This window comes from Vibrio sp. MOR3 (genome assembly GCF_001557775.1).
Classification (GTDB): domain Bacteria; phylum Pseudomonadota; class Gammaproteobacteria; order Enterobacterales; family Vibrionaceae; genus Vibrio; species Vibrio jasicida.
In genome coordinates this window covers 112562-131724 of record NZ_LNRD01000013.1, presented here as the reverse complement: position 1 = coordinate 131724, position 19163 = coordinate 112562, and the positions used below count along the sequence as shown (strand labels likewise).

At 45.2% G+C, this 19163-nt stretch carries 16 protein-coding genes and 1 tRNA gene; 7 read left to right on the top strand and 10 right to left on the bottom strand.

Translation table 11 applies throughout. The features are described from left to right. Positions 1-55: 55 nt before the first annotated feature. Both ATB76_RS21095 and chiP read right to left on the bottom strand, forming a co-directional pair. On the bottom strand, positions 56-652 hold the full coding sequence (locus tag ATB76_RS21095) for a DUF2057 domain-containing protein (protein ID WP_042601493.1): 597 nt from the start codon (positions 650-652) through the stop codon (positions 56-58). A gap of 123 nt (positions 653-775) precedes the next feature. Beyond that, positions 776-1897, bottom strand: a complete 1122-nt coding sequence (gene chiP, locus ATB76_RS21090) for a chitoporin (protein WP_038872845.1) — start codon at positions 1895-1897, stop codon at positions 776-778. A 473-nt stretch (positions 1898-2370) separates the two neighbouring features. Here chiP and ATB76_RS21085 point away from each other — a divergent pair, with 473 nt between their 5' ends. Both ATB76_RS21085 and ATB76_RS21080 read left to right on the top strand, forming a co-directional pair. Beyond that, the gene (locus ATB76_RS21085; RefSeq protein ID WP_061036081.1) at positions 2371-5067 is read left to right on the top strand and encodes a heavy metal translocating P-type ATPase; all 2697 of its coding nucleotides are present in this window, start codon (positions 2371-2373) and stop codon (positions 5065-5067) included. Positions 5068-5091: 24 nt separating this feature from the next. Further along, the gene (locus ATB76_RS21080) at positions 5092-5541 is read left to right on the top strand and encodes a DUF411 domain-containing protein (RefSeq protein ID WP_038872838.1); all 450 of its coding nucleotides are present in this window, start codon (positions 5092-5094) and stop codon (positions 5539-5541) included. Positions 5542-5872: 331 nt separating this feature from the next. On the opposite strand, the gene ATB76_RS21075 is transcribed toward ATB76_RS21080, so the two are convergent. Then, positions 5873-6565, bottom strand: coding sequence for an oligogalacturonate-specific porin KdgM family protein (locus ATB76_RS21075; RefSeq protein ID WP_038879801.1), 693 nt, complete (start codon positions 6563-6565; stop codon positions 5873-5875). Positions 6566-7014: 449 nt separating this feature from the next. After that, on the bottom strand, positions 7015-9666 hold the full coding sequence (locus ATB76_RS21070) for a beta-N-acetylhexosaminidase (RefSeq protein ID WP_061036080.1): 2652 nt from the start codon (positions 9664-9666) through the stop codon (positions 7015-7017). A 458-nt stretch (positions 9667-10124) separates the two neighbouring features. On the opposite strand from ATB76_RS21070, the gene ATB76_RS21065 reads away from it, so the two are divergent. Both ATB76_RS21065 and ATB76_RS21060 read left to right on the top strand, forming a co-directional pair. Next, entirely contained in the window at positions 10125-10997 is an 873-nt protein-coding gene (locus tag ATB76_RS21065; protein ID WP_038872831.1) for a TraB/GumN family protein, read from the top strand. A gap of 174 nt (positions 10998-11171) precedes the next feature. Continuing rightward, a complete protein-coding gene (locus ATB76_RS21060) occupies positions 11172-11594 on the top strand; it encodes a hypothetical protein (protein WP_038872828.1) in 423 nt (140 codons plus the stop codon). Between the two features lie 437 nt (positions 11595-12031). Here ATB76_RS21060 and ATB76_RS21055 read toward each other — a convergent pair. Next, positions 12032-12108: transfer RNA gene (locus ATB76_RS21055), tRNA-Pro, on the bottom strand. Positions 12109-12368: 260 nt separating this feature from the next. Here ATB76_RS21055 and ATB76_RS27485 point away from each other — a divergent pair. The 3 genes from ATB76_RS27485 (at position 12369) to rluF (ending at position 14442) form a co-directional block, all read left to right on the top strand. Continuing rightward, positions 12369-12509: a DUF3149 domain-containing protein gene (locus tag ATB76_RS27485; RefSeq protein WP_020198127.1), complete on the top strand. Its 141-nt coding sequence runs from the start codon at positions 12369-12371 to the stop codon at positions 12507-12509. A gap of 132 nt (positions 12510-12641) precedes the next feature. After that, positions 12642-13223 carry a DNA endonuclease SmrA gene (smrA, locus tag ATB76_RS21050; protein ID WP_039977112.1) on the top strand — a complete coding sequence of 194 codons (582 nt, stop codon included), beginning with the start codon at positions 12642-12644 and terminating at the stop codon, positions 13221-13223. A gap of 103 nt (positions 13224-13326) precedes the next feature. Next, entirely contained in the window at positions 13327-14442 is a 1116-nt protein-coding gene (gene rluF, locus ATB76_RS21045; protein ID WP_061036079.1) for a 23S rRNA pseudouridine(2604) synthase RluF, read from the top strand. A 64-nt stretch (positions 14443-14506) separates the two neighbouring features. On the opposite strand, the gene ybaK is transcribed toward rluF, so the two are convergent. The 5 genes from ybaK to ATB76_RS21020 all read right to left on the bottom strand — a co-directional run bounded on the left by ybaK (position 14507) and on the right by ATB76_RS21020 (position 19145). Further along, positions 14507-14980, bottom strand: a complete 474-nt coding sequence (gene ybaK / locus ATB76_RS21040; RefSeq protein WP_061036078.1) for a Cys-tRNA(Pro) deacylase — start codon at positions 14978-14980, stop codon at positions 14507-14509. A 92-nt stretch (positions 14981-15072) separates the two neighbouring features. Next, positions 15073-16734, bottom strand: a complete 1662-nt coding sequence (ushA, locus tag ATB76_RS21035; RefSeq protein WP_061036077.1) for a bifunctional UDP-sugar hydrolase/5'-nucleotidase UshA — start codon at positions 16732-16734, stop codon at positions 15073-15075. Positions 16735-17043: 309 nt separating this feature from the next. After that, positions 17044-17895, bottom strand: a complete 852-nt coding sequence (gene kdsA, locus ATB76_RS21030; RefSeq protein WP_038872813.1) for a 3-deoxy-8-phosphooctulonate synthase — start codon at positions 17893-17895, stop codon at positions 17044-17046. Positions 17896-17946: 51 nt separating this feature from the next. Beyond that, positions 17947-18756 (bottom strand): SirB1 family protein, encoded by an 810-nt coding sequence (locus tag ATB76_RS21025; RefSeq protein WP_038872810.1) that lies wholly within the window; start codon positions 18754-18756, stop codon positions 17947-17949. A gap of 5 nt (positions 18757-18761) precedes the next feature. Beyond that, on the bottom strand, positions 18762-19145 hold the full coding sequence (locus ATB76_RS21020) for a SirB2 family protein (RefSeq protein WP_038872806.1): 384 nt from the start codon (positions 19143-19145) through the stop codon (positions 18762-18764). Positions 19146-19163 lie beyond the last annotated feature (18 nt).

Below are 19163 nucleotides of genomic sequence, written 5' to 3'. Positions count from 1 at the left end.
ACAAAACGCTTGGAACAACAGAAGAGCTATCGCAAAAGAAAGTTACGAATGCCGATTATTTTAGATTCTGCATCGCCCACTGCATGAATTCTTGTTGCTCTTGACGGCTTAGATCACTGAAGGACTCTTTCAATGTCTTAGTGACAGCCGGAGACGCCGCGATGCTTGCTTTCGTCGATTGCTTGTTCATTGCTTTGTTGTAATCAGCCACTTCACGTTCATAGTCGCGGAACCCTTGTAGGCCGCCTTTGCGAAGTTGAACCATTGAAAACTCAACATCTTTACCGCTTGCGTCTTTCAGCGTCAGTTTCGGATCCATTTCAAATGCTTTGGCTTCTTCAATAGTGCGGAACTTATTGTATGTCAGCGTTAGCTCTGCATCTTTCGGTGCATCGAACTCAAGTAAAAGAGGCTGTGAATCAAACTTACGACGCTTACCATCTTCAAAAACAATTTGGCCCACGTTCACGGCCAGTTGGTTTGCACCGTCTTCTACTTTGATGCTGTTGTTGTCAGAGATCCACTCAGGGTAGACGAACTCACTGTTGAGAACGCGAGGAACCAATTCCGCTTGCAGAGTCAGTTGAGCAGCAAATGCAGGCGCAGAAATAAGTGCGCAAAGTCCTAATAGTGTGGTTGTTTTTTTCATCATGGTTTTCTCGTCTTATACCAATTTAGATAAGTCACTGAAATCAACAGGCCAGTAATTCCAATGACTTATGTGAATAAGTATCAATACAAAAAGGGCGTTTCCGCCCTTTTAGCTGCTTCTATATTAGAAGTAGTATTCAACACCTACAGAGAACTCGTCGTAGTCAGCTGACTTCCAACGTGCTTTAGTGTCATCGTCTACTTGAGACGCACCGTCACCGAAGTCTAGCGTACGAGCACGAGCGTAAAGTACTGCAGATGGGTCTACGAAGTACATGATCTGTGCTGATAGTACATCATCCGCTGTGTTATCGATTGTCTTACCGTCACGTTCTAGGTCGAAGTTTGCTGCGTAACCCAGTTTGTACTGCCAATCACCTGTTGTGTACATTAGACCTGCAGACATTGCATCTTGCTTCTCGCTTACACCGTTGCTTGCATCAGCTTCCATGTATTTGTATTGAGCGAAGAAAGAGATACCGTTGTCAAACCAACCTTGAACACCTAGTAGGTACGTGTTGTTTTCCCAAGTTTGACTTTCACCTTCGATGTTACGGTTACCTTCGTAAGCAGCATCCAATTGTAGTGGACCTAACTTGTAGTGAGCCGCGATGCCGCCCCAGTAATCGTCACCTTCACCTAGACCCGCTTTATCACCAGCACCCACTGCTGCGTCGATAGAGAACTTGTCAGCGTACATTGGAGAATCCCAACGGATAGTGTTTGATTGACGGTCTTGGTACTTAGCACCACCGATTGCACCACCCCAGTCGTAAACATCACCTAGACCTGGGTTAGATGCTGGCCAGTCAACCAACTCGTACATTGGAGTAAGAACGCGACCTAGACGAACTTGACCCCAAGAAGCGCTTTCAAAACCTACGAATGTGTCACGCTCACCAAGACCTGCGCCTTCACCACCAAAGCTTGGGTCTACGTAGCCACCTTCGATTTGCCAAATGAACGTTGGTTCAAAGTTAGCGAATTGCTTTTTACCACGGAAGCCGATACGTGATTCGTTGTTTAGCTGCATGCCGCCCAAGTCATCGTCAGTTGCTTTACTACCAGAATCGTAATCGCGGTACGCGGCCTGCATCGCGATAATACCGTACACTTCATATGAGAAAGAGTCTTTAGTTAGGTACTCTTTCGCTGCATCACTGTTTGCACCATCAGCAAAAGCTGAACCACTGAACATCATGCCTGTGATTGCAGTAGCAAGTAGGCTTTTCTTTAGGTAAGACATTTTTAACCCCTATATTTTTAGTTTTTTCCATTTTCAAATTCGCTAACTAGGACATTGCAGGAACTTGAATCTGTGTTTGGACGGAGCAAATATGACAAACTTTTTTCGCAGTAAAAAACTTTCCCCACGGCAATCTGAGCAACTTCAAAATGAGAAGATCAAAAACAATATAAACCAATTAATAACAACGACTTAAAATGACAAATAAAAATATAAAAACGTCAAAAGCATCCAGAGTCACTTGCTTTTTATATAAAAAGCTCGAAATTCGTGAGCAACCTCACCTCACTTTTAGGCGTTTTAACGGAACTTTATATTCAGAGAGAAAAAACTTTGAGATAACTCGCAACAATATCAGTACATTGACGGTGCAAGTAGGGGGGTTTTGACGAAATTGTTTCACGTCGAAATGCTTGACCTTCCCCTTGCAGGAAGGTTTATCCTCTGAACATTACTATTCTTGAGGACAAATTATGTATCAGTTCGTTGTACCGATGTCAGGGCTTAACTGCATGGGCTGTGCTAGAAAAGTTGAGAAAGCTTTACATGCCAATCACAGTGTTGAGATCATCAATTTGTCCCCAACAGTGGTTGAGTTGAAAACCGAGTCCCCTCTTTCTTCTATTGTTGAATCCATCGAGACATTGGGTTATCACGCTGGCCATCAATATCAGTTCAACCTAGCTGGACTAAGTTGTGGCGGCTGCGTGAAGAAACTCTCTTCTTTGTTAGCAGCAAACCAAGACATCATTGCATTTCAAGCGTCGACAACCCAACTCGATATCTCGACCCTACTATCAGAGCAGAAAGTGATCGATCTTGTGGCGACTCTCGGCTACACCGCCAGCCCTGATTCTATTGAAGTAGAAGAAGAAAGTTCACCAGAGACTGAACAAGCAGACAAGCAAAGCAATATTAAAGATGCGCAGGTGCCACCAGCAAGTATTCAGCTGCAAATGCTGATTCAAGGCATGACGTGTGCGAGTTGCGTCTCTTCAGTAGAGAAAGCACTTACTAACGTAGAAGGCATTGAGAAAGCACAAGTAAACCTTGCTGAGCAAAGTGCATTAGTGTTCGCTACTCAAGATTCTGAAGCCCTTCACCACGCGATTATTGATTCAGTAAAACAAGCCGGTTACCAAGCAGAGATTCTCCAAGACGCAGCAACCCAACAAGAAAAACAAGCAGCACAGCAACTTGCCCAACAAAAACGCTTCAGGCTTGATGCAATAGCTGGCTTAGTTGTCGGTGCGCCACTGATGTTGTGGGGGGTATTTGGCGGCAACATGGTGATTCGCAACACGAACGACCAGTTGGCTTGGGGTGCGATTGGTATTCTGTGTCTCTTACTGCTAGCAACTGCGGGTAAGCACTTCTTTACTAACGCATGGTTAGCAGCCACTCACAAACGTGCCACTATGGACACCTTAGTCGCGTTAGGTACCGGGGCGGCGTGGTTCTATTCGATGCTTGTGGTGATATTCCCAGACTGGTTCCCTCTTGCTTCACGCCATGTGTACTTTGAAGCGAGCGCAATGATCATCGGCTTAATTTCTCTTGGTCACTATATCGAGGCAAAAGCCAAAGCAAACACAACACGCTCATTGCAGGCGCTGATTAACCTACAACCTCAACAAGCGACGGTGATGACAGAACAAGGTGATCAACAGATCGCAGTTGAACAAATCACGCTAGGCATGAAACTGCGCATCAAACCGGGCGAGAAAGTGCCAGTAGATGGCGTTGTGATACAGGGTGAATCGTACATTGATGAGTCGATGCTAACCGGTGAACCAGTACCAGTGTTAAAAGCGCAAGATGCACAAGTGTCTGCCGGTACACTGAACACAGATGGTGGATTAATCATTGAAGCAACGGGCATCGGCGCGAACACCATGCTGGCTCGAATCATTCGCATGGTACGCACAGCGCAAAGCAGCAAGCCTGCCATTGCCAAATTAGCGGACCAGATTTCATCGGTATTTGTACCGGTCGTGGTCGGCATCGCAATCCTTGCCGCTTTGGTTTGGTTTGCCGTAGGTCCAGAACCTAAAGCCAGCTACATGCTTGTAGTAACGACCACCGTACTGATCATCGCCTGCCCTTGTGCGCTAGGCTTAGCAACGCCATTGTCGGTTACGGTTGGTGTCGGTAAAGCCGCAGAGCTCGGCATTCTGATCAAAGACGCTGACGCACTGCAGTTGGCAAGCAAAATCGACACCGTCGTATTCGATAAAACCGGCACGCTGACTCAAGGTAAACCGAGAGTGCAGCAAGTGTTTACTCACGCCACCAGCCAAGAGCACTTGCTCGCTCTGGCATACGCGGCAGAACGTCAATCGGAGCACCCGTTGGCAAAAGCCGTGTGTGATTACGCGAGAAAGAACAATACTGAAAATATTGAGTTGAGCGCATTCGAGAACATTCGTGGCCGTGGCATTACTGCGACTTACCAAGCACAACCGCTACTCATTGGCTCATTGCAATTTATGCAAACAGAGCAGATTGATACCAGCTCAATGAAGCAAGCGATTCAAGATTGTGCAAACAACGCATGGACACCAGTGGCTGTGGCTCTGAACAACGAACTGATTGGTTTAATTGCCATCGCTGACCCAATTAAATCTGATGCCAAACAAGCGGTGTCTGCATTAAAATCGCAGGGCATAAAAACCGTCATGCTCACAGGCGACAACCAACACGTTGCCAATGCCATCGGTAAAGAGCTCGGCATTGATGAAGTCATCGCTCAAGTGATGCCCGACGAGAAAGCGCAGCATATTGAACTGCTGCAATCTCAAGGCCGCACAGTGGCGATGATCGGTGATGGCATCAATGACGCACCAGCCCTTGCGTTGGCGGATCTTGGTGTCGCAATGGGAAGTGGCAGTGACGTGGCAATCGAAAGCTCACAAATGACCATTCTCAATACATCACCAATGGCCGTTGTGCATGCGATTGAACTCTCTCGCGCAACACTTAAGAACATGAAACAAAACTTGTTCGGCGCCTTTATTTATAACTCGTTGGGTATTCCTATCGCCGCAGGCGTACTTTACCCAGCGTTTGGATTTTTGCTCAGTCCTGTCGTTGCTGGTGCAGCGATGGCACTGTCTTCAATCACGGTCGTCAGTAATGCAAATCGACTACGACTGTTTACCATTAAGTAAGCGACACTTCTTCTCGAGGATATTATGAAGTTGAAACTATTGACCTTTACAATGCTTGCTGTCACATCGGCGAACGTATTAGCCGCTGATGTCATCAACCACAAATCGCCATACTGTGGCTGCTGTGGCGAATGGACAAAACACATGGAAGAGAATGGCTTTACTGTGGAAGAAAAGCTGCATGATGACATGAATGCGATCAAACGCGATTTAGGCATCGAGAACGAACAGCTTTATTCTTGCCATACCGCAGAGATCGATGGCTACGTATTTGAAGGTCATATTCCTGCCGCCGACATTAAAGCCTTCTTAGAAAACCCGCCTCGAAATGCAAAAGGCCTGACTGTACCAGGTATGCCAATGGGCTCACCAGGCATGGAATACGGCGATAAGAAAGACAGCTACGCTGTTTACGCCTACAACGAGAAAGGCCAAGTATACGAATACCGTTACCACAAAGGTAACGAGCAATAAAAATAAAGCCCAGCGAGACAAAACGCTGGGCTTTTTCTTAATGGACAAATATACCCAAGTGACTTCAAGATGCAGAGTTCAGAGCGTTGTCATTGATTCGAGTGCAAGGAAGACAACGAAGCGGAATAGCAAGCTCTTTCCAAGTTGTTTGACACAGCAATTGAGTCAATGACACGCTCCCAGAGGGCGAGTTGTCTTGCCTTGCATGCTTTGTTAACAATTTTTGATTTAGAACCACCAGATCTTCAAATTGTTGCCTTGCCTTCAAACCAAGTCATTCTCGCTGAACCTAGCATCTCGAGGTTACTTGGGTATTAGACAAACTTTTTAATTAGAAGCCGTAAGATGCGCCGAATACAAATGCGTTGTTTACTAGGCTATCACCTGATGCATTCTCTGCACCGTGTGCTTGGCTACGGAACTCAAAGTAAGGTTGAACGCCCTTACGAGTCCATGTTGCACGTAACTCGTGGTCCATGGTTTCAGCATCAATCATGTAAACGTTGTTGTAGCTCAGTGTCACATCTTCATTCATCGCGTAACCAATGCGGTTATCCATGCGGTAATCTGTTTTCGCATCTGCGTCTGTTGCATCGATGTGTGCACGAGTACGGTTGCTTAGAGAGATACCATTATCGAAGTTGTAGCCGATTTTAACTAGCGGGCGGTATTGAATGCTCTCCCCAGCAGAGAATAGATGCTGGTAACCTGCTGCAACCCATAGGTGATCAGTGATGTTAAATGCTTGCTCACCACCCACAGTGATAGCCGGTGTTGTGTTACCTGCGCCGCCGTTTTCAGTTTCTAACTTACCAAGTTGGATGCCATCAAACTCAGTGTAAACCGTGAAGCCGCCGAATTGGTTATCGAAAGTGTGGCCAGCTTCTAGCGTTGATGTCATGTCCGAACCGTGAATTCGACCATCATCGTGAAATTGAATATTACCCGTTACGTAAGATGAGTCTGCGAAAGCGCTTGAAGCGAAAACAAGAGAAAGTGCACTTAGTGCTAAAACGTTTTTCATAATTACTGCCTTTATTTGTTCACGTTATGCGATGAGATGTCCGGCTATCACTGCCCTTCATCGCAAACATTGGGATGTGCCTCCCTGGCGACAGCAATACTGCGCAATTTAATTCGCATTGAAAAATAAATCGTTTAAAACAGTGATCCAATTCAAATCAACATTTTCGAAACCCAATAAAGTTTATTAAATACAGTCACTTGATATAAAATATAAAAATTCGTCAAAAAAATAAAGTGTGACCTGAAGCTAATTAGGCTCTCAAATTCGGCACAAAATAAGCATCGAGATCACACTCTTCTTTTCTTTCTAAATTACGAACTTAATTATCAGTAAAAAATAATTAGACATTGATCACGCTTATTTTCCGTAGAAAAATAAATAAAGCCCTCAACATAAGTTGAGGGCTTTGAGTAAGGAACAATGATTTCAGTGAATGATTAGCAGAATTACTTCACGCTAGTCACGCGGCTTGTCTTCTCGCCTGTCGCAGATACAGAGCGGATAAACACTTCACCTTTCACATTTGGACGAGCATTGTCTGCGTAAGTTAGCCAGTTCTTGCCGTCTAGAGAGTATTGAAGCTTCACACCAGGGAACTGAACGTTCATTGCTAGCTTGTCATCTTCTACTTTCGCACCTGGTACAGGTAGGCGGTAGTCGATACCTGATTTCTCTAGCTTAGCCAGTTCACGTTGACCAAGTACGTTCGCAAAGCGGTTGTAGTCTTGGTTTAGCGCAGCTTTGTTTACTAGGTTAGAGTTTTGCGAGTATTCAACACCCACTTTGTAGTCGTTTTCCCAATCAGCACGGTGCCATGCACGCTCAGCGGCTGCTAGTACGCGAGGGAATACCATGTACTCGTATTGCTCGTCATTACGTACTGTCTCAGACCAAAGCTGTGCTGATAGACCGTAGAAAGGTTTCGCTTCGATTTCACCTTTACCAGTAAAGCCATTACCATCGCGATCTACAGACGTTTCTGCGTTTTGAGGCATGTTCTCTGGTGCAAAGCCAAACATCTTACGAGTATCTGTTGCACGTGTAGCCCAGTAGTAACCACGCTCTTTCGGGTCAACTTCGTATGGCATGTCCATGTAAACGTAGTCAGGGTTAGAAACAATCACGTCGTAACCTTTCTTAGACCACTCGTACACTGATGACGTGCCACCCCAGTAAAGAACGTCCCAGAAGTTTACGCGAGTATTTTCTGTTGCAAACGCTTTCTCGCCTTCACTGTACTTAAGACCATCTTGCCAAGCTTGGAAGTTAGGGATGCCCTTCTCAGCCACAATCTTAGACACTTCTTCTGCAAAGTGGCTTGGTAGATGAGCAAAGTCGCTTACCGTGCCGTCTGCAATTAGCGTCTGACATTGTGGAGATTGTGCAAATGGCTTGTCTTGTTTAGACAGGTCAATCGTACCCTTCCAGCTTACTTTGTCTTCAGCGTTCACATCTTGGAAACCAGCGCCTAGCTTGATGTTCTTCGCTTCGTCACCACCAAAGTGCCATGTTGATAACGGTGCGCCCGCTTCTTGGTGCATTGCCGCTACTTCTGAAATCACTTTATCAACAAAGCGAGTTGAAGATTCCATACATGGGTTGATGAAGCTTTGCTTGTTGTAGAACTGAACCGTGGTTACGTTCGATGTATCTTGAGGATCCATCAGGCGGTACTCGTTCGCTTCTGCTTCTTTACCTTCTTCCATTAGGCGGTCGTAACGAGCTTCCATTGATACCACAGCTGCACGAGCGTGCGCAGGCATATCGATTTCAGGAATCACTTCGATGTTACGCGCTTTCGCGTACTTCAAGATGTCCACGTAGTCTGCTTTGCTGAAGAAGCCAGAACCAAAGTTGTCTGTCGTTGCGCCTGAGCCAAGCTGAGGCAGTAAACAGCTTTTCTCTTCCAAATCGAAACAACGGTTAGCACCCACCTCTGTCAGCTCAGGCAGACCCGGGATTTCTAAACGCCAGCCTTCATCATCCGTTAAGTGAAGGTGTAGTTTGTTCATCTTGTACGCTGCCATTTGGTCTAGCGTTGCAAGAATTGCGTCTTTAGAGTGGAAGTTACGAGCCACATCCACCATCACACCACGGTAATCAAAGCGAGGTGCATCTTGAATAGACAGTTGTGGTAGAGAATCAGCATTTTGGCTATCTATCAGGCCAAAGATAGATTGTACTGCGTAAAACGCGCCAGCTTGGTCGAACGCTTTAATAACAATACCGTTGCCGTTGATGCTCATATCGTAAGCACCAGATTTTGCTAATTCACCGGTGAAGTTTGCAGGAACTAGCGTGATGCTAACAGGAACATCACCACGAACATCCACACCTACCACTTCTGCACGATCTTGAATTGCTGCGTATTGAGCCGCATCAAATGCGTCTTTCGGCAGCGCAATACCCCCTGCGATGTCTACTGTGCCTTTGCCTGCTTTCACATGCATTGGCGTTGGTAGCAACGTAGTTGATACATCTTGTTTTGCTAGATCTTCGTTCTTTTCAAAACGAGATACCGCACTTGCCATGATGTTGTTGTCATCAGGCGTACGTTTTAGGTTGTTGCCTTCAAGGCCAGTAACGAAAGAATTAACGTCTTCTGTATTAAGCGACGCGATCATCTTAGGCTCAGCGTTTGGCGCGGCAACAAATGCACCCGGCATGAAGTCAGTTTCAAATAACTGCCAGTATTCAGCAACAAGAGGAAGAACCACTTCTTCACCTGCCGCAAAGCCATCAAATTTGTCTGTTGGTTCTAGTTTGTGTAGGTCGCCCGTTACACGAGAGATTTTGAATTGTTCGTTGTCGACATCCAGAATCAGACGGATGCTGTGGAAGTAGATAGCCCAATCTTGAGAGTCAACCGCTTCGCCTTGGTTAACCAGTGTCATGTTGACTTTGTTACAAGACGCCCACTCTGCGCCCATATCCTGACATGCAAGACCTTCGTTAGCGCCGTGGTTAGTCAACACTTCATATTGAATATCAAGGTTGTCAGCCAATGAGTTTACAACTTGTTGCTCAGAATTCTGTAGTGAAGAGCAACCTGCCAATGTAGCAATAACAGAAGCAGCAATCAGACTATGTTTCAACATCTTACTTTCCCCAAAAAGTCAGTGGTTCAAAACGACATTTATCAAAAATGGTGAGCACCTAAATGCGAGGCGCTTAACAGTTGCATTCAACATACAAGCAGTTATTTCTAAGCGTAAAATTAATGAAACTAAGAAGTGATCCAGGTCAAATTCAGCATTGCTTAAGAAAATATAAACACTTAAATTTCAATTGCTTAATTAAAACGTCAAAAACGAACAACTTTTTTTGACGAGTTTGTTGCGATCTCAATCACGAATATCGATGGGTTTAGACGGGTTTTATAGGATTTTGATCACTATTGGTTATTTAGTAATCCATTAACAACAAACTCAATTGAAGTGCTTTCGTGAATTAGATCTCATTTCCATGCCGTCAAAACTCGTCAATATTTTTAGAAATGACGATTTTGCCGAACCATGTTATAGATAAGGTGCATATTGAATTCGAGGAGCAAAATATGTTTCGACTCTTGTCTGTCATGTCATCTTTGATTGTTTTTTTCACCTCCTACTCCGCACAAGCAGAGCCACAACACTGGTTGGTAAAAAAAGGAGACACCGAATACATGATTATTGGTTCTGTCCATGTGGGCGACAAAAGCATGTACCCTTTACCGAAAGCCGTGACTCAGTTCCTCAACAACAGTGACGGTTTGATCATCGAAGCGGATATCAGAAATACCGAAGGGGCTGCATTTCCAAAAACAAAACTACTTGCGAAAGACATCCTCGATAAACAACAACGTCAGCACTTGGCTGACATCGCAAAAGATCTTGGATTACCGGAAGAACAACTACTCAATGCACCACCTTGGTCGGCGGCATTGACGATTCAGCTCTTGCTAGTGAATAAGTTAGGCTATGCCTCAGACCAAGGTGTCGACATGCACTTAATGACGCTTGCTGATAAGCAAAATGTGCCAGTGATTCCACTCGAAACGGTACAATTTCAGTTGGACTTAATTGCTGGACAAGAAGATGGCGGGAAAGAATTACTGCTCTCTTCTATCGAAGAATATGACGGTGGTGAGGCTTTGGTACAGTGTTTGATCGACAGTTGGAAGACTGGAGATGGTAACTCTCTAGAAGATGCGTCTAAAAGCGCAGAGTCTACCGATGCATTTAATGAGGCTTTCCTGTATGAGCGCAACCATGATTGGGCTGAAAAGCTAGATTCAGGCAGTGTACTGCCAAAGAAAGCAGGTCAATACACCATTGTGGTCGGTAGCTTGCACTTAGTTGGTAAAGATAACTTGATCGATTTACTCAGAAAACGCGGCTTTAACATCGAAGCTCTGGGCAATACTAGCAAAGCAGATTGTGACATCTAAACGGGCACAATATTTACACTACGAACATCAGTGCCCTGATTGACGGGGCACTTACATCCTCTTACACCGCACCCACGCTGTTGAGTCTACACTTACGCTTCGCTGACAAATCCAGCAATCTATCCGATACTATCGACTCAACCTGTACACAATCTCAAATTTGATAAGAGCCTTATGACGTTCAAAGCCTCATTATTATGTCTAGCCAGCGCACTACTTTTACCTTCGTTAGCGAATGCCAAGCCATCTTGCACGATTGAAGAATTCCAGCCCGTCGATATCGCCCCAGAAACTAAAGGTGGTGTATTCGATAAAGAAAGTGGTCAGTTCTTAATTACCCAAAAACCTATGATGCGCTGTGCGAACATTACTTTTTCTACTGCCCATACTCGCAATCGCGTCGCACATCTAATCAATCAGAATTTTGAAGCCGAATACTTCGATGGCAAAACAGGGAAATCACACTCTGTGACGTTTGATGAAGATGAACTTCAAGCTGGCTACATCAAGGTAGGACCAAACAATCCACAAACGGTTTATGTCTGTTTCACCACATCCGAAACACCAATTAAAGATATTAGTTGTGATGTGAAATAGCGGAAATGGGAAGCGACTTTGTTTTGTCTTTCTAGGAACAAGTTCCATCAACAACTTTCAAAGCCGAGTGCACTTCATTAGCCCTCTAGCGAACACCTCTCAATTCCTAAAGCGAAGCGCTCCCGACTCAAAAAACGTAAACGTAAAAAGCCGCAACATTTCTGTTGCGGCTTTTCTAAAATAGGTCGGTGAAGAGCCATATTCTAACTTCAGGCGAACCCCATTTGGTTCGCTACTATCAAAGCCAAATTTGCGACCGCTGAAACGACGAAAGCCTGCTCATTGAGCAGGCTTTCTGAAAGTGGTCGGTGAAGTAGGGATTCGACGCGGCTGGGCTTCCAGAGGACTGGCATCCAGCCCCCGACCCTCTGGTTCCAAATAAATATCACCAAATACGAAAAAGGCCCTACATTTCTGTAGGGCCTTTTTCTCTAATATGGTCGGTGAAGAGGGATTCGAACCCCCGACCCTCTGGTCCCAAACCAGATGCGCTACCAAGCTGCGCTATTCACCGAGATGTTTAACTGAGGACTTATCCCCGTCAACGGATGCGTATATTACGGATTCTTTTGAGAGACGCAAGTGCTTTTTGCGAAAAAACCTAATGTCTTAATTCGTTTGATGAATTACTGAACACTAGCACGTGAAATGTGACTAAGAACCCACAATAAAATACAGACTATTAACCTTGGCAACATAATTGATCCAGATCAGTGTGTAAAAAAGCACCACCTATTAGTTTGGTCCATGTCGGAACTATCTTGGAGGAAACACATGGACTTTTGGCTTGAACTCCTATTTGGTAATGCGGTGGGACTATCGTCAATGATAGTAATCTTTGGGACAATTGGACTGATGTTGTTTTTCAGCGGTTTCTTCATTTACAAGATCATGAACGACAAATCTCCTCACTAGATCTCGCTTAGCTCTAGAAACGCTTTGCACCGGAGTTGGTAACCTGCCTGCTCCGGTTTTTTATTTGATCTTTTCACACACGTCCTTGATATAATTGTCTCTACTTATCCTGTTCTTTATGAGATTGCCGTTATGTCTCACGATGACGATTTTGATCTGTTCCAACAGATGATGGGCGATGTAAAGCCAATCAGCAATGACACCGCCGAACACAAAAAGGTTCACCAAGTTACCGATGCACACCTTGCTAAACGCGAGGCAGCAATTTGGTTAACTGAAGACGATCCTGAATACTTGTCGATTGACCATGCAGAAATGCTGAAACCAGATGACTTTATCGAGTTCAAACGTGATGGCGTACAAGACGGTGTCTATCGTAAGCTACGTTTGGGCAAGTACCCGATACAAGCTCGTCTTGATTTACACCGTAAGACGTTGAAAGAAGCGCGTGACGAAGTCGTAAAATTCCTTAAGCAATGCATTCAAATGGACATTCGTACCGTGGTGATAGTGCATGGCCGTGGTGAACGTTCTAATCCACCAGCCTTAATGAAAAGTTTTGTCAGCAGTTGGTTGCAGCAAATCCGCGAAGTGCAGTGTGTACACAGTGCGCAACGGTTTCACGGTGGTAGCGGTGCTGTGTACGTTCTATTAAGAAAGAGCCCCGAGAAGAAGCTTGAGACGCGAGAACGTCATCAAAAACGGTTAGGTTAAGCGCTCTCCCGGTGCTAGAATGCCCGACCTTATCTCGTCTTGCTGCTTTATCTAGCAGTAAGGCACTTCAATTAACCGCCGTTGTGAAACGTTAGGAGACGACATGCCACAAGACAACACAAAACGCTTAAACAAATACATCAGCGAAACGGGCTTCTGCTCGCGCCGTGAAGCAGACCGCCTTATCGAGCAAGGCCGCGTCACCATTAATGGTCAACAACCAGAGATGGGCACAAAAGTGCTACCTGGTGATGATGTTTGCGTCGATGGCAACCCCGTTGCGGCAAAAGAAAAGCCAATTTACATTGCCTTGAACAAGCCAACCGGTATCACTTGCACCACTGAGCGTGATATCCCTGGTAACATCGTTGATTTCATCGGTCATAAAAAGCGTATCTTCCCAATTGGTCGTCTGGACAAACCTTCAGATGGTTTGATCTTCCTAACAAACGATGGCGACATCGTGAACAAGATTTTGCGTGCAGGCAACAACCACGAAAAAGAATACGTGGTGCGTGTCGACAAACCTATCACCGGCGAATTCCTTAAGCAGATGTCGAGCGGTGTGAAGATCCTTGATACAGTGACTCTGCCTTGTAAAGTAGAGAAAGAGACCAAATTCTCTTTCCGTATCGTGTTAACACAAGGTTTGAACCGTCAAATCCGTCGTATGTGTGAAGCGCTAGGCTACGAAGTTTTCAAACTGCGTCGCGTACGCATTATGAACATCTCACTTGATGGTATTCCTAATGGTAAGTGGCGTTACCTAAGTGACGACGAAATGGCAGAGATCCTAGCAATGTGTGAAGGCTCAGTGGGTACGGAAGAAGCATCAAAAACAGACTCTAGAGGGCGTAATATTCGTAAAGCGACCGACGCAAAGCTGTTTGATAGCCGTGAAGAAAACCAAGACTCTACTGCTCGTCGTAACCAGAAGACACGAACTTTCCGTGGTAACAATGCTGATGAATTTCGTCATGCACCGAATTCGAAAAAAGGCCAACAGCGTCGTCAACGTGATGATGAAAAAGCACGCCCAACAAAAGAGCATTACAACGCAAAGCCACAAAATGAACGCACTAAGCCTCAAGGTGAATATGGTAAAACTGAAAAGCCTCAATCACCGAGTAAACCTAAGCAGCATTACATGAACCCAAATGCCGCTAAGCCAAGCAAACCTGCAAAACGTTCTGGTGGCACATTGAGCCTGAAGAAATAACGCTTCACTGAATGGTAAGATCAAAAAAGGACGCTCATGAGCGTCCTTTTTGCTTGTCTTAAACTTACAAGCACAGCGGTGCAAATTGACCACGAGTTAAACTCAGCAAATCTTTCGGGGCTAACTCGATTTCTAAACCACGCTTACCCGCACTCACGCAGATGGTGTCTTGATCTATTGCACTTTCATGTAGAAAGGTAGGCAGCGCTTTTTTTTGTCCAAGTGGGCTAATCCCACCAACAACATATCCTGTGGTCTTTTGTGCAATTTCCGGATCAGCCATATCGGCCTTTTTGCCCTTCGCCGCTTTCGCTGCCAATTTAAGATTCAGCTTTTGGTCGACAGGAATAATGGCAACGGCTAGGTTTTTAGGCTCGCCGTTCAAACAGAACAGCAGCGTTTTAAAGACTTTCTTTGGATCTTGTCCCAATACTTCTGCCGCTTCTAATCCATAGCTGTCCGCTCGTGGGTCGTGCTCGTACTGGTGAATGGTGTGTGGTACTTTTTTCTTTTTCGCAAGATTAATGGCCGGAGTCATCAAGATTCTCCTCATAAAACAAAAAACGCTGCTCCGTTATCGGTAGCAGCGCTTTAAGTTAATGGTATCCGCGAGTTTGAGTCAATCGCTTTTTACTTGTAAACAATATTACCAGAAGGGGCATACTCATTTACGTCAATCGGACTGTGCGTTTGTAAGAACTCTTTCAACACTTCTGCATCTGTAAACCCTGTATTGACGTAGCCTGAATGCGTATTTACTTTCGGGTAGCCATCACCGCCTGACGCATTGTAGCTCGGTACGGTAAAGCGGTATTGGCCATCGAGGCGTAACTGCTTTTCACCAATGAATACGTTCGAAACCTTGCCATTTTCCACAGTCATAGAAATGCCAGCAAACTGAGCATAAGCACCTGAATCTACGGGCTTAGTTGCGACTACATTTAAGTAATCTAAGACTTCTTTACCCGACATATCGACGTAAGAAACCATGTTGCCAAACGGTTGTACCGTTAGTACGTCTTTGTAGGTAATATCACCGGCTTCAATGGAGTCACGCACGCCACCTGAGTTCATGACAGCAAAGTCTGCTTTCGCACGCTCCATGTGCGCGGTTGCGATTAAACGGCCAAGATTGGTTTGCTGATAACGAACCACGTTACGGTCGCCTTCAAGTTTCCCATTCGATTCAGCAATCTTCACATTGAGCTTGTCTTGACCCTGCTCTTGATAAGGGCGTAAAAACTCAAGCAATGTCTCATCTTGGTTTATCTCATCTTGAATCAGCACACGTTGTGATTCGCCGTTCACTTTGATTTTCTTCTTCAAGTTGACTGGAATCAGATCGTAGCTCACCATAGAAAGCTCACCATTACGGAATTCGTAATCCGCGCGGCCAACAAACTTACCCCATTCATACGCTTGCACAATGTAAGTCCCATTTTGCACATCAGGCTTACATTCATCACCTGGCATGAAGTTCTTTTTGATGACGTTCGGACCTTCCATACAAACAGGCTCTTGAGAGTGACCACCCACAATCATGTCCAAGTCACCTTCATTTAGGTAGCGAGCCAATGCCACATCACCGGGAGCATTCACACCACGGTTGCCATTTTCGTAATGACCCATGTGTGTCACTGCAAAAATAAGGTCCGGCCGCTCTGTTTCTTTCAACTCAGCGATGACCTTCTTCGCTTCTTCTTTCGGGTCACGGAAATCAACCTCGCCAATAAATTCAGGGTTACCTAGCTTCGCCGTGTCTTCAGTGGTTAAACCAATAACAGCGATCTTGATGCCTTGTTTGTTGAACATGGCATAAGGTTGGAACAAGCGCTTGCCAGTTTCTTTGTCGTAAATGTTGGCAGACAGCATCGGAAAGTTTGCCCACTCTTGCTGTTTGAATAGCACTTCTAGTGGGTTGTCGAACTCGTGGTTACCGAGCGCCATCGCATCGTAACCAATTTTGCTCATGCCTTTAAAGTCAGGCTCTGCATCTTGCAAGTCAGACTCAGGTACACCTGTGTTGATGTCGCCACCTGATAGGAGTAGCACACTGCCCCCTTCCGCTTGAATCTCTGCGCGCAGTTCATCAATCAGCGTTTTACGCGCAGCCATGCCGTACTCGCCGTATTTATTCTGCCAGAAACGACCATGATGGTCGTTGGTGTGTAGTACGGTCAATTTGTACGTTGTATCTTCATTCCATTCGTGTGCTGGTTGCGTTGCACATCCGGCTAAAATAGCCAGAATAGCGGCGCTTAAAGCGGTTTTTACAATCAGGCGTTGCTTCATTGTTTTACCTTTTTATCGTCTGGGGTCCACTGCATTGCACGCTCAATGAGAAGAACTAACTCAACTCTTACTTATTGAGACGCAAAAACTTGAGATAGTGTAAAACACTAACATATTGATTTCATGTTTCTGCGACGCACTTTACTTATGCGAACTGAACAGCCGCAAATTTAAACAGATTATAGACATAACCAAGGTGGGGTAAGGAAGCAAGAAGCAAGAAAAGGACAATAAGGCAGAATGAATAGTCGATACAAAAATGGCCAGCACGCGGGCTGACCATTTCATTCAAACATTCACAACGATCGATTACTTGATATCGATGTCTGCAAAGCTCTTGATTAGATCGTCTAGCGATTTCATTTGCGCTAGGAACGGCTCTAGTTTGTCTAGAGGCAATGCAGATGGTCCATCACAGCGAGCTTGGTCTGGAGTCGGGTGCGCTTCGATGAACAGACCCGCAATGCCTGTTGCTAAGCCCGCTTTTGCCAGTTCAACCGTCTGCTCGCGACGACCACCAGATGCCGCGCCCGATGGATCACGCATTTGTAATGAGTGCGTTACGTCAAAAATGATTGGGCTGCCTTTTGATGCGTTCTTCATTACACCAAAACCAAGCATGTCTACAACTAGGTTGTCGTAGCCCATGCAAGAGCCACGCTCGCATAGGATGATGTTTTCGTTACCACATTCTGCGAACTTCTCAACAATGTTACCCACTTGGCCTGGACTCATGAACTGAGGTTTCTTCACGTTGATAACCGCGCCTGTTTTCGCCATTGCTTCAACAAGGTCAGTTTGACGAGCTAGAAATGCAGGAAGCTGAATAACGTCAACCACGTCTGCCACTGGTTGAGCTTGTGCTTCAGTATGAACATCAGTAATGATCTTTACGCCAAACGTGTCTTTCAGTTCTTGGAAGATCTTCATACCTTCTTCTAGACCAGGGCCACGGTATGAATGGACAGAGCTGCGGTTTGCTTTGTCGAACGATGCCTTAAATACGTAAGGAATGCCAAGCTTGTCGGTTACTTTTACATAGTGCTCACAGATCTGCATAGCGAGATCACGAGACTCAAGAACGTTCATACCAGCAAACAGTGTGAATGGCTTGTCGTTAGCAACCTGAATGTCGCCAATATTAACGATTTTCTGTTCCATTTTGATTCTCTTTTGTCTGTCCTCAATATGCCTTTCGGCCTATTGATAAAATTAGTGAAGCGTGACGTGCTTTTCGTTCATCGCATTAACTTGTGATTTTAGTAGCTCTGATGCCGGATCGTCTGGGCATTGGTCAATAAAGTACTCAAAATCGGAAGCGGCAACCTGAAGACACTCTAACTGCTGGAAGATAAAGCCACGGTCACGAATTTCATACGGGTCATCAGGTACAAACGTCAACGCAAGATTGGTACAACGCAGTGCCAGTGTGTAGCGCTCTTCACGCAGCATCGCGCTTTTAATCAAAGCTAACCAACGGCCAATGACAGTAGGGTTATCGGCTTCTTCAAAATGTTCAGGTTTAAGCGTCGCAAGTGGACCTTCTTGACCAATCAACCATGCTTGAAGAATTTTCTCGCCAACGTATTCACCGTTAAACGGATTAATGTAATCTGGTGTTTTGTGCATCCAATCCAGCTTAATCAAGAACTGAGTTGGGAATGTCACCCCTTTCATCGGGAAACCAAGACGATTGCCAAGATAAAGCAAAATAGCACCAAGGCTAACTGGAATGCCTTTCTTACGCTCTAGCACCTTATCAATAAAGCTGTTGTCAGAGATAAAATACTCTTGCTCATCCCCTTTAAATCCCCATTCATGGAAGAATAGGCGCAAGAATGAGTCAAAGCGTTGCTCTTCATCGGTTTCATGAACAAGTGTCGCTTCTGCTTCTTTGTACAGACGCTCTAATTCTTGTTTTGCCCAATGAACATTGGTTTCTGGGTTAATGGAATGGTTCAGCTCTAAGGCGCCTTCCACCAACGGGATGTTGTCAAAATCTTCGTCAAAAAGTTCAAGCATGAAGATTACCCAAATAGGTTTGGATTTTTAGAAACGGCAATATTCGCGGCCATAACCAACCAGCCTAAAGCACCGAAGAAAGCAAAGATTCTCAGCAACTTGTTCTTCGCCATCTTCATCGCAAAGAAACCAAGAGCAATGTACGCCAACACACAAGTGATCTTGTTGGTTAACCAAGGCGCAGCATCCGTAAATGGAATAAAGCCGGTCACCATGATAAGACCGATACCAGATAGCAGTAGCGCGGTATCAACAATATGCGGGAAAATTTTCAGAAAGCGATTGTTGAGTTTCGGAGAATTCATCATCAACAACGCAAATCGGATAGACAATAGTGTTGCACTCAGCGCGATCGTCACCAAGTGAATGTGTTTTAGAGCTACGTACATTTCTCTTCTCTTTTATAA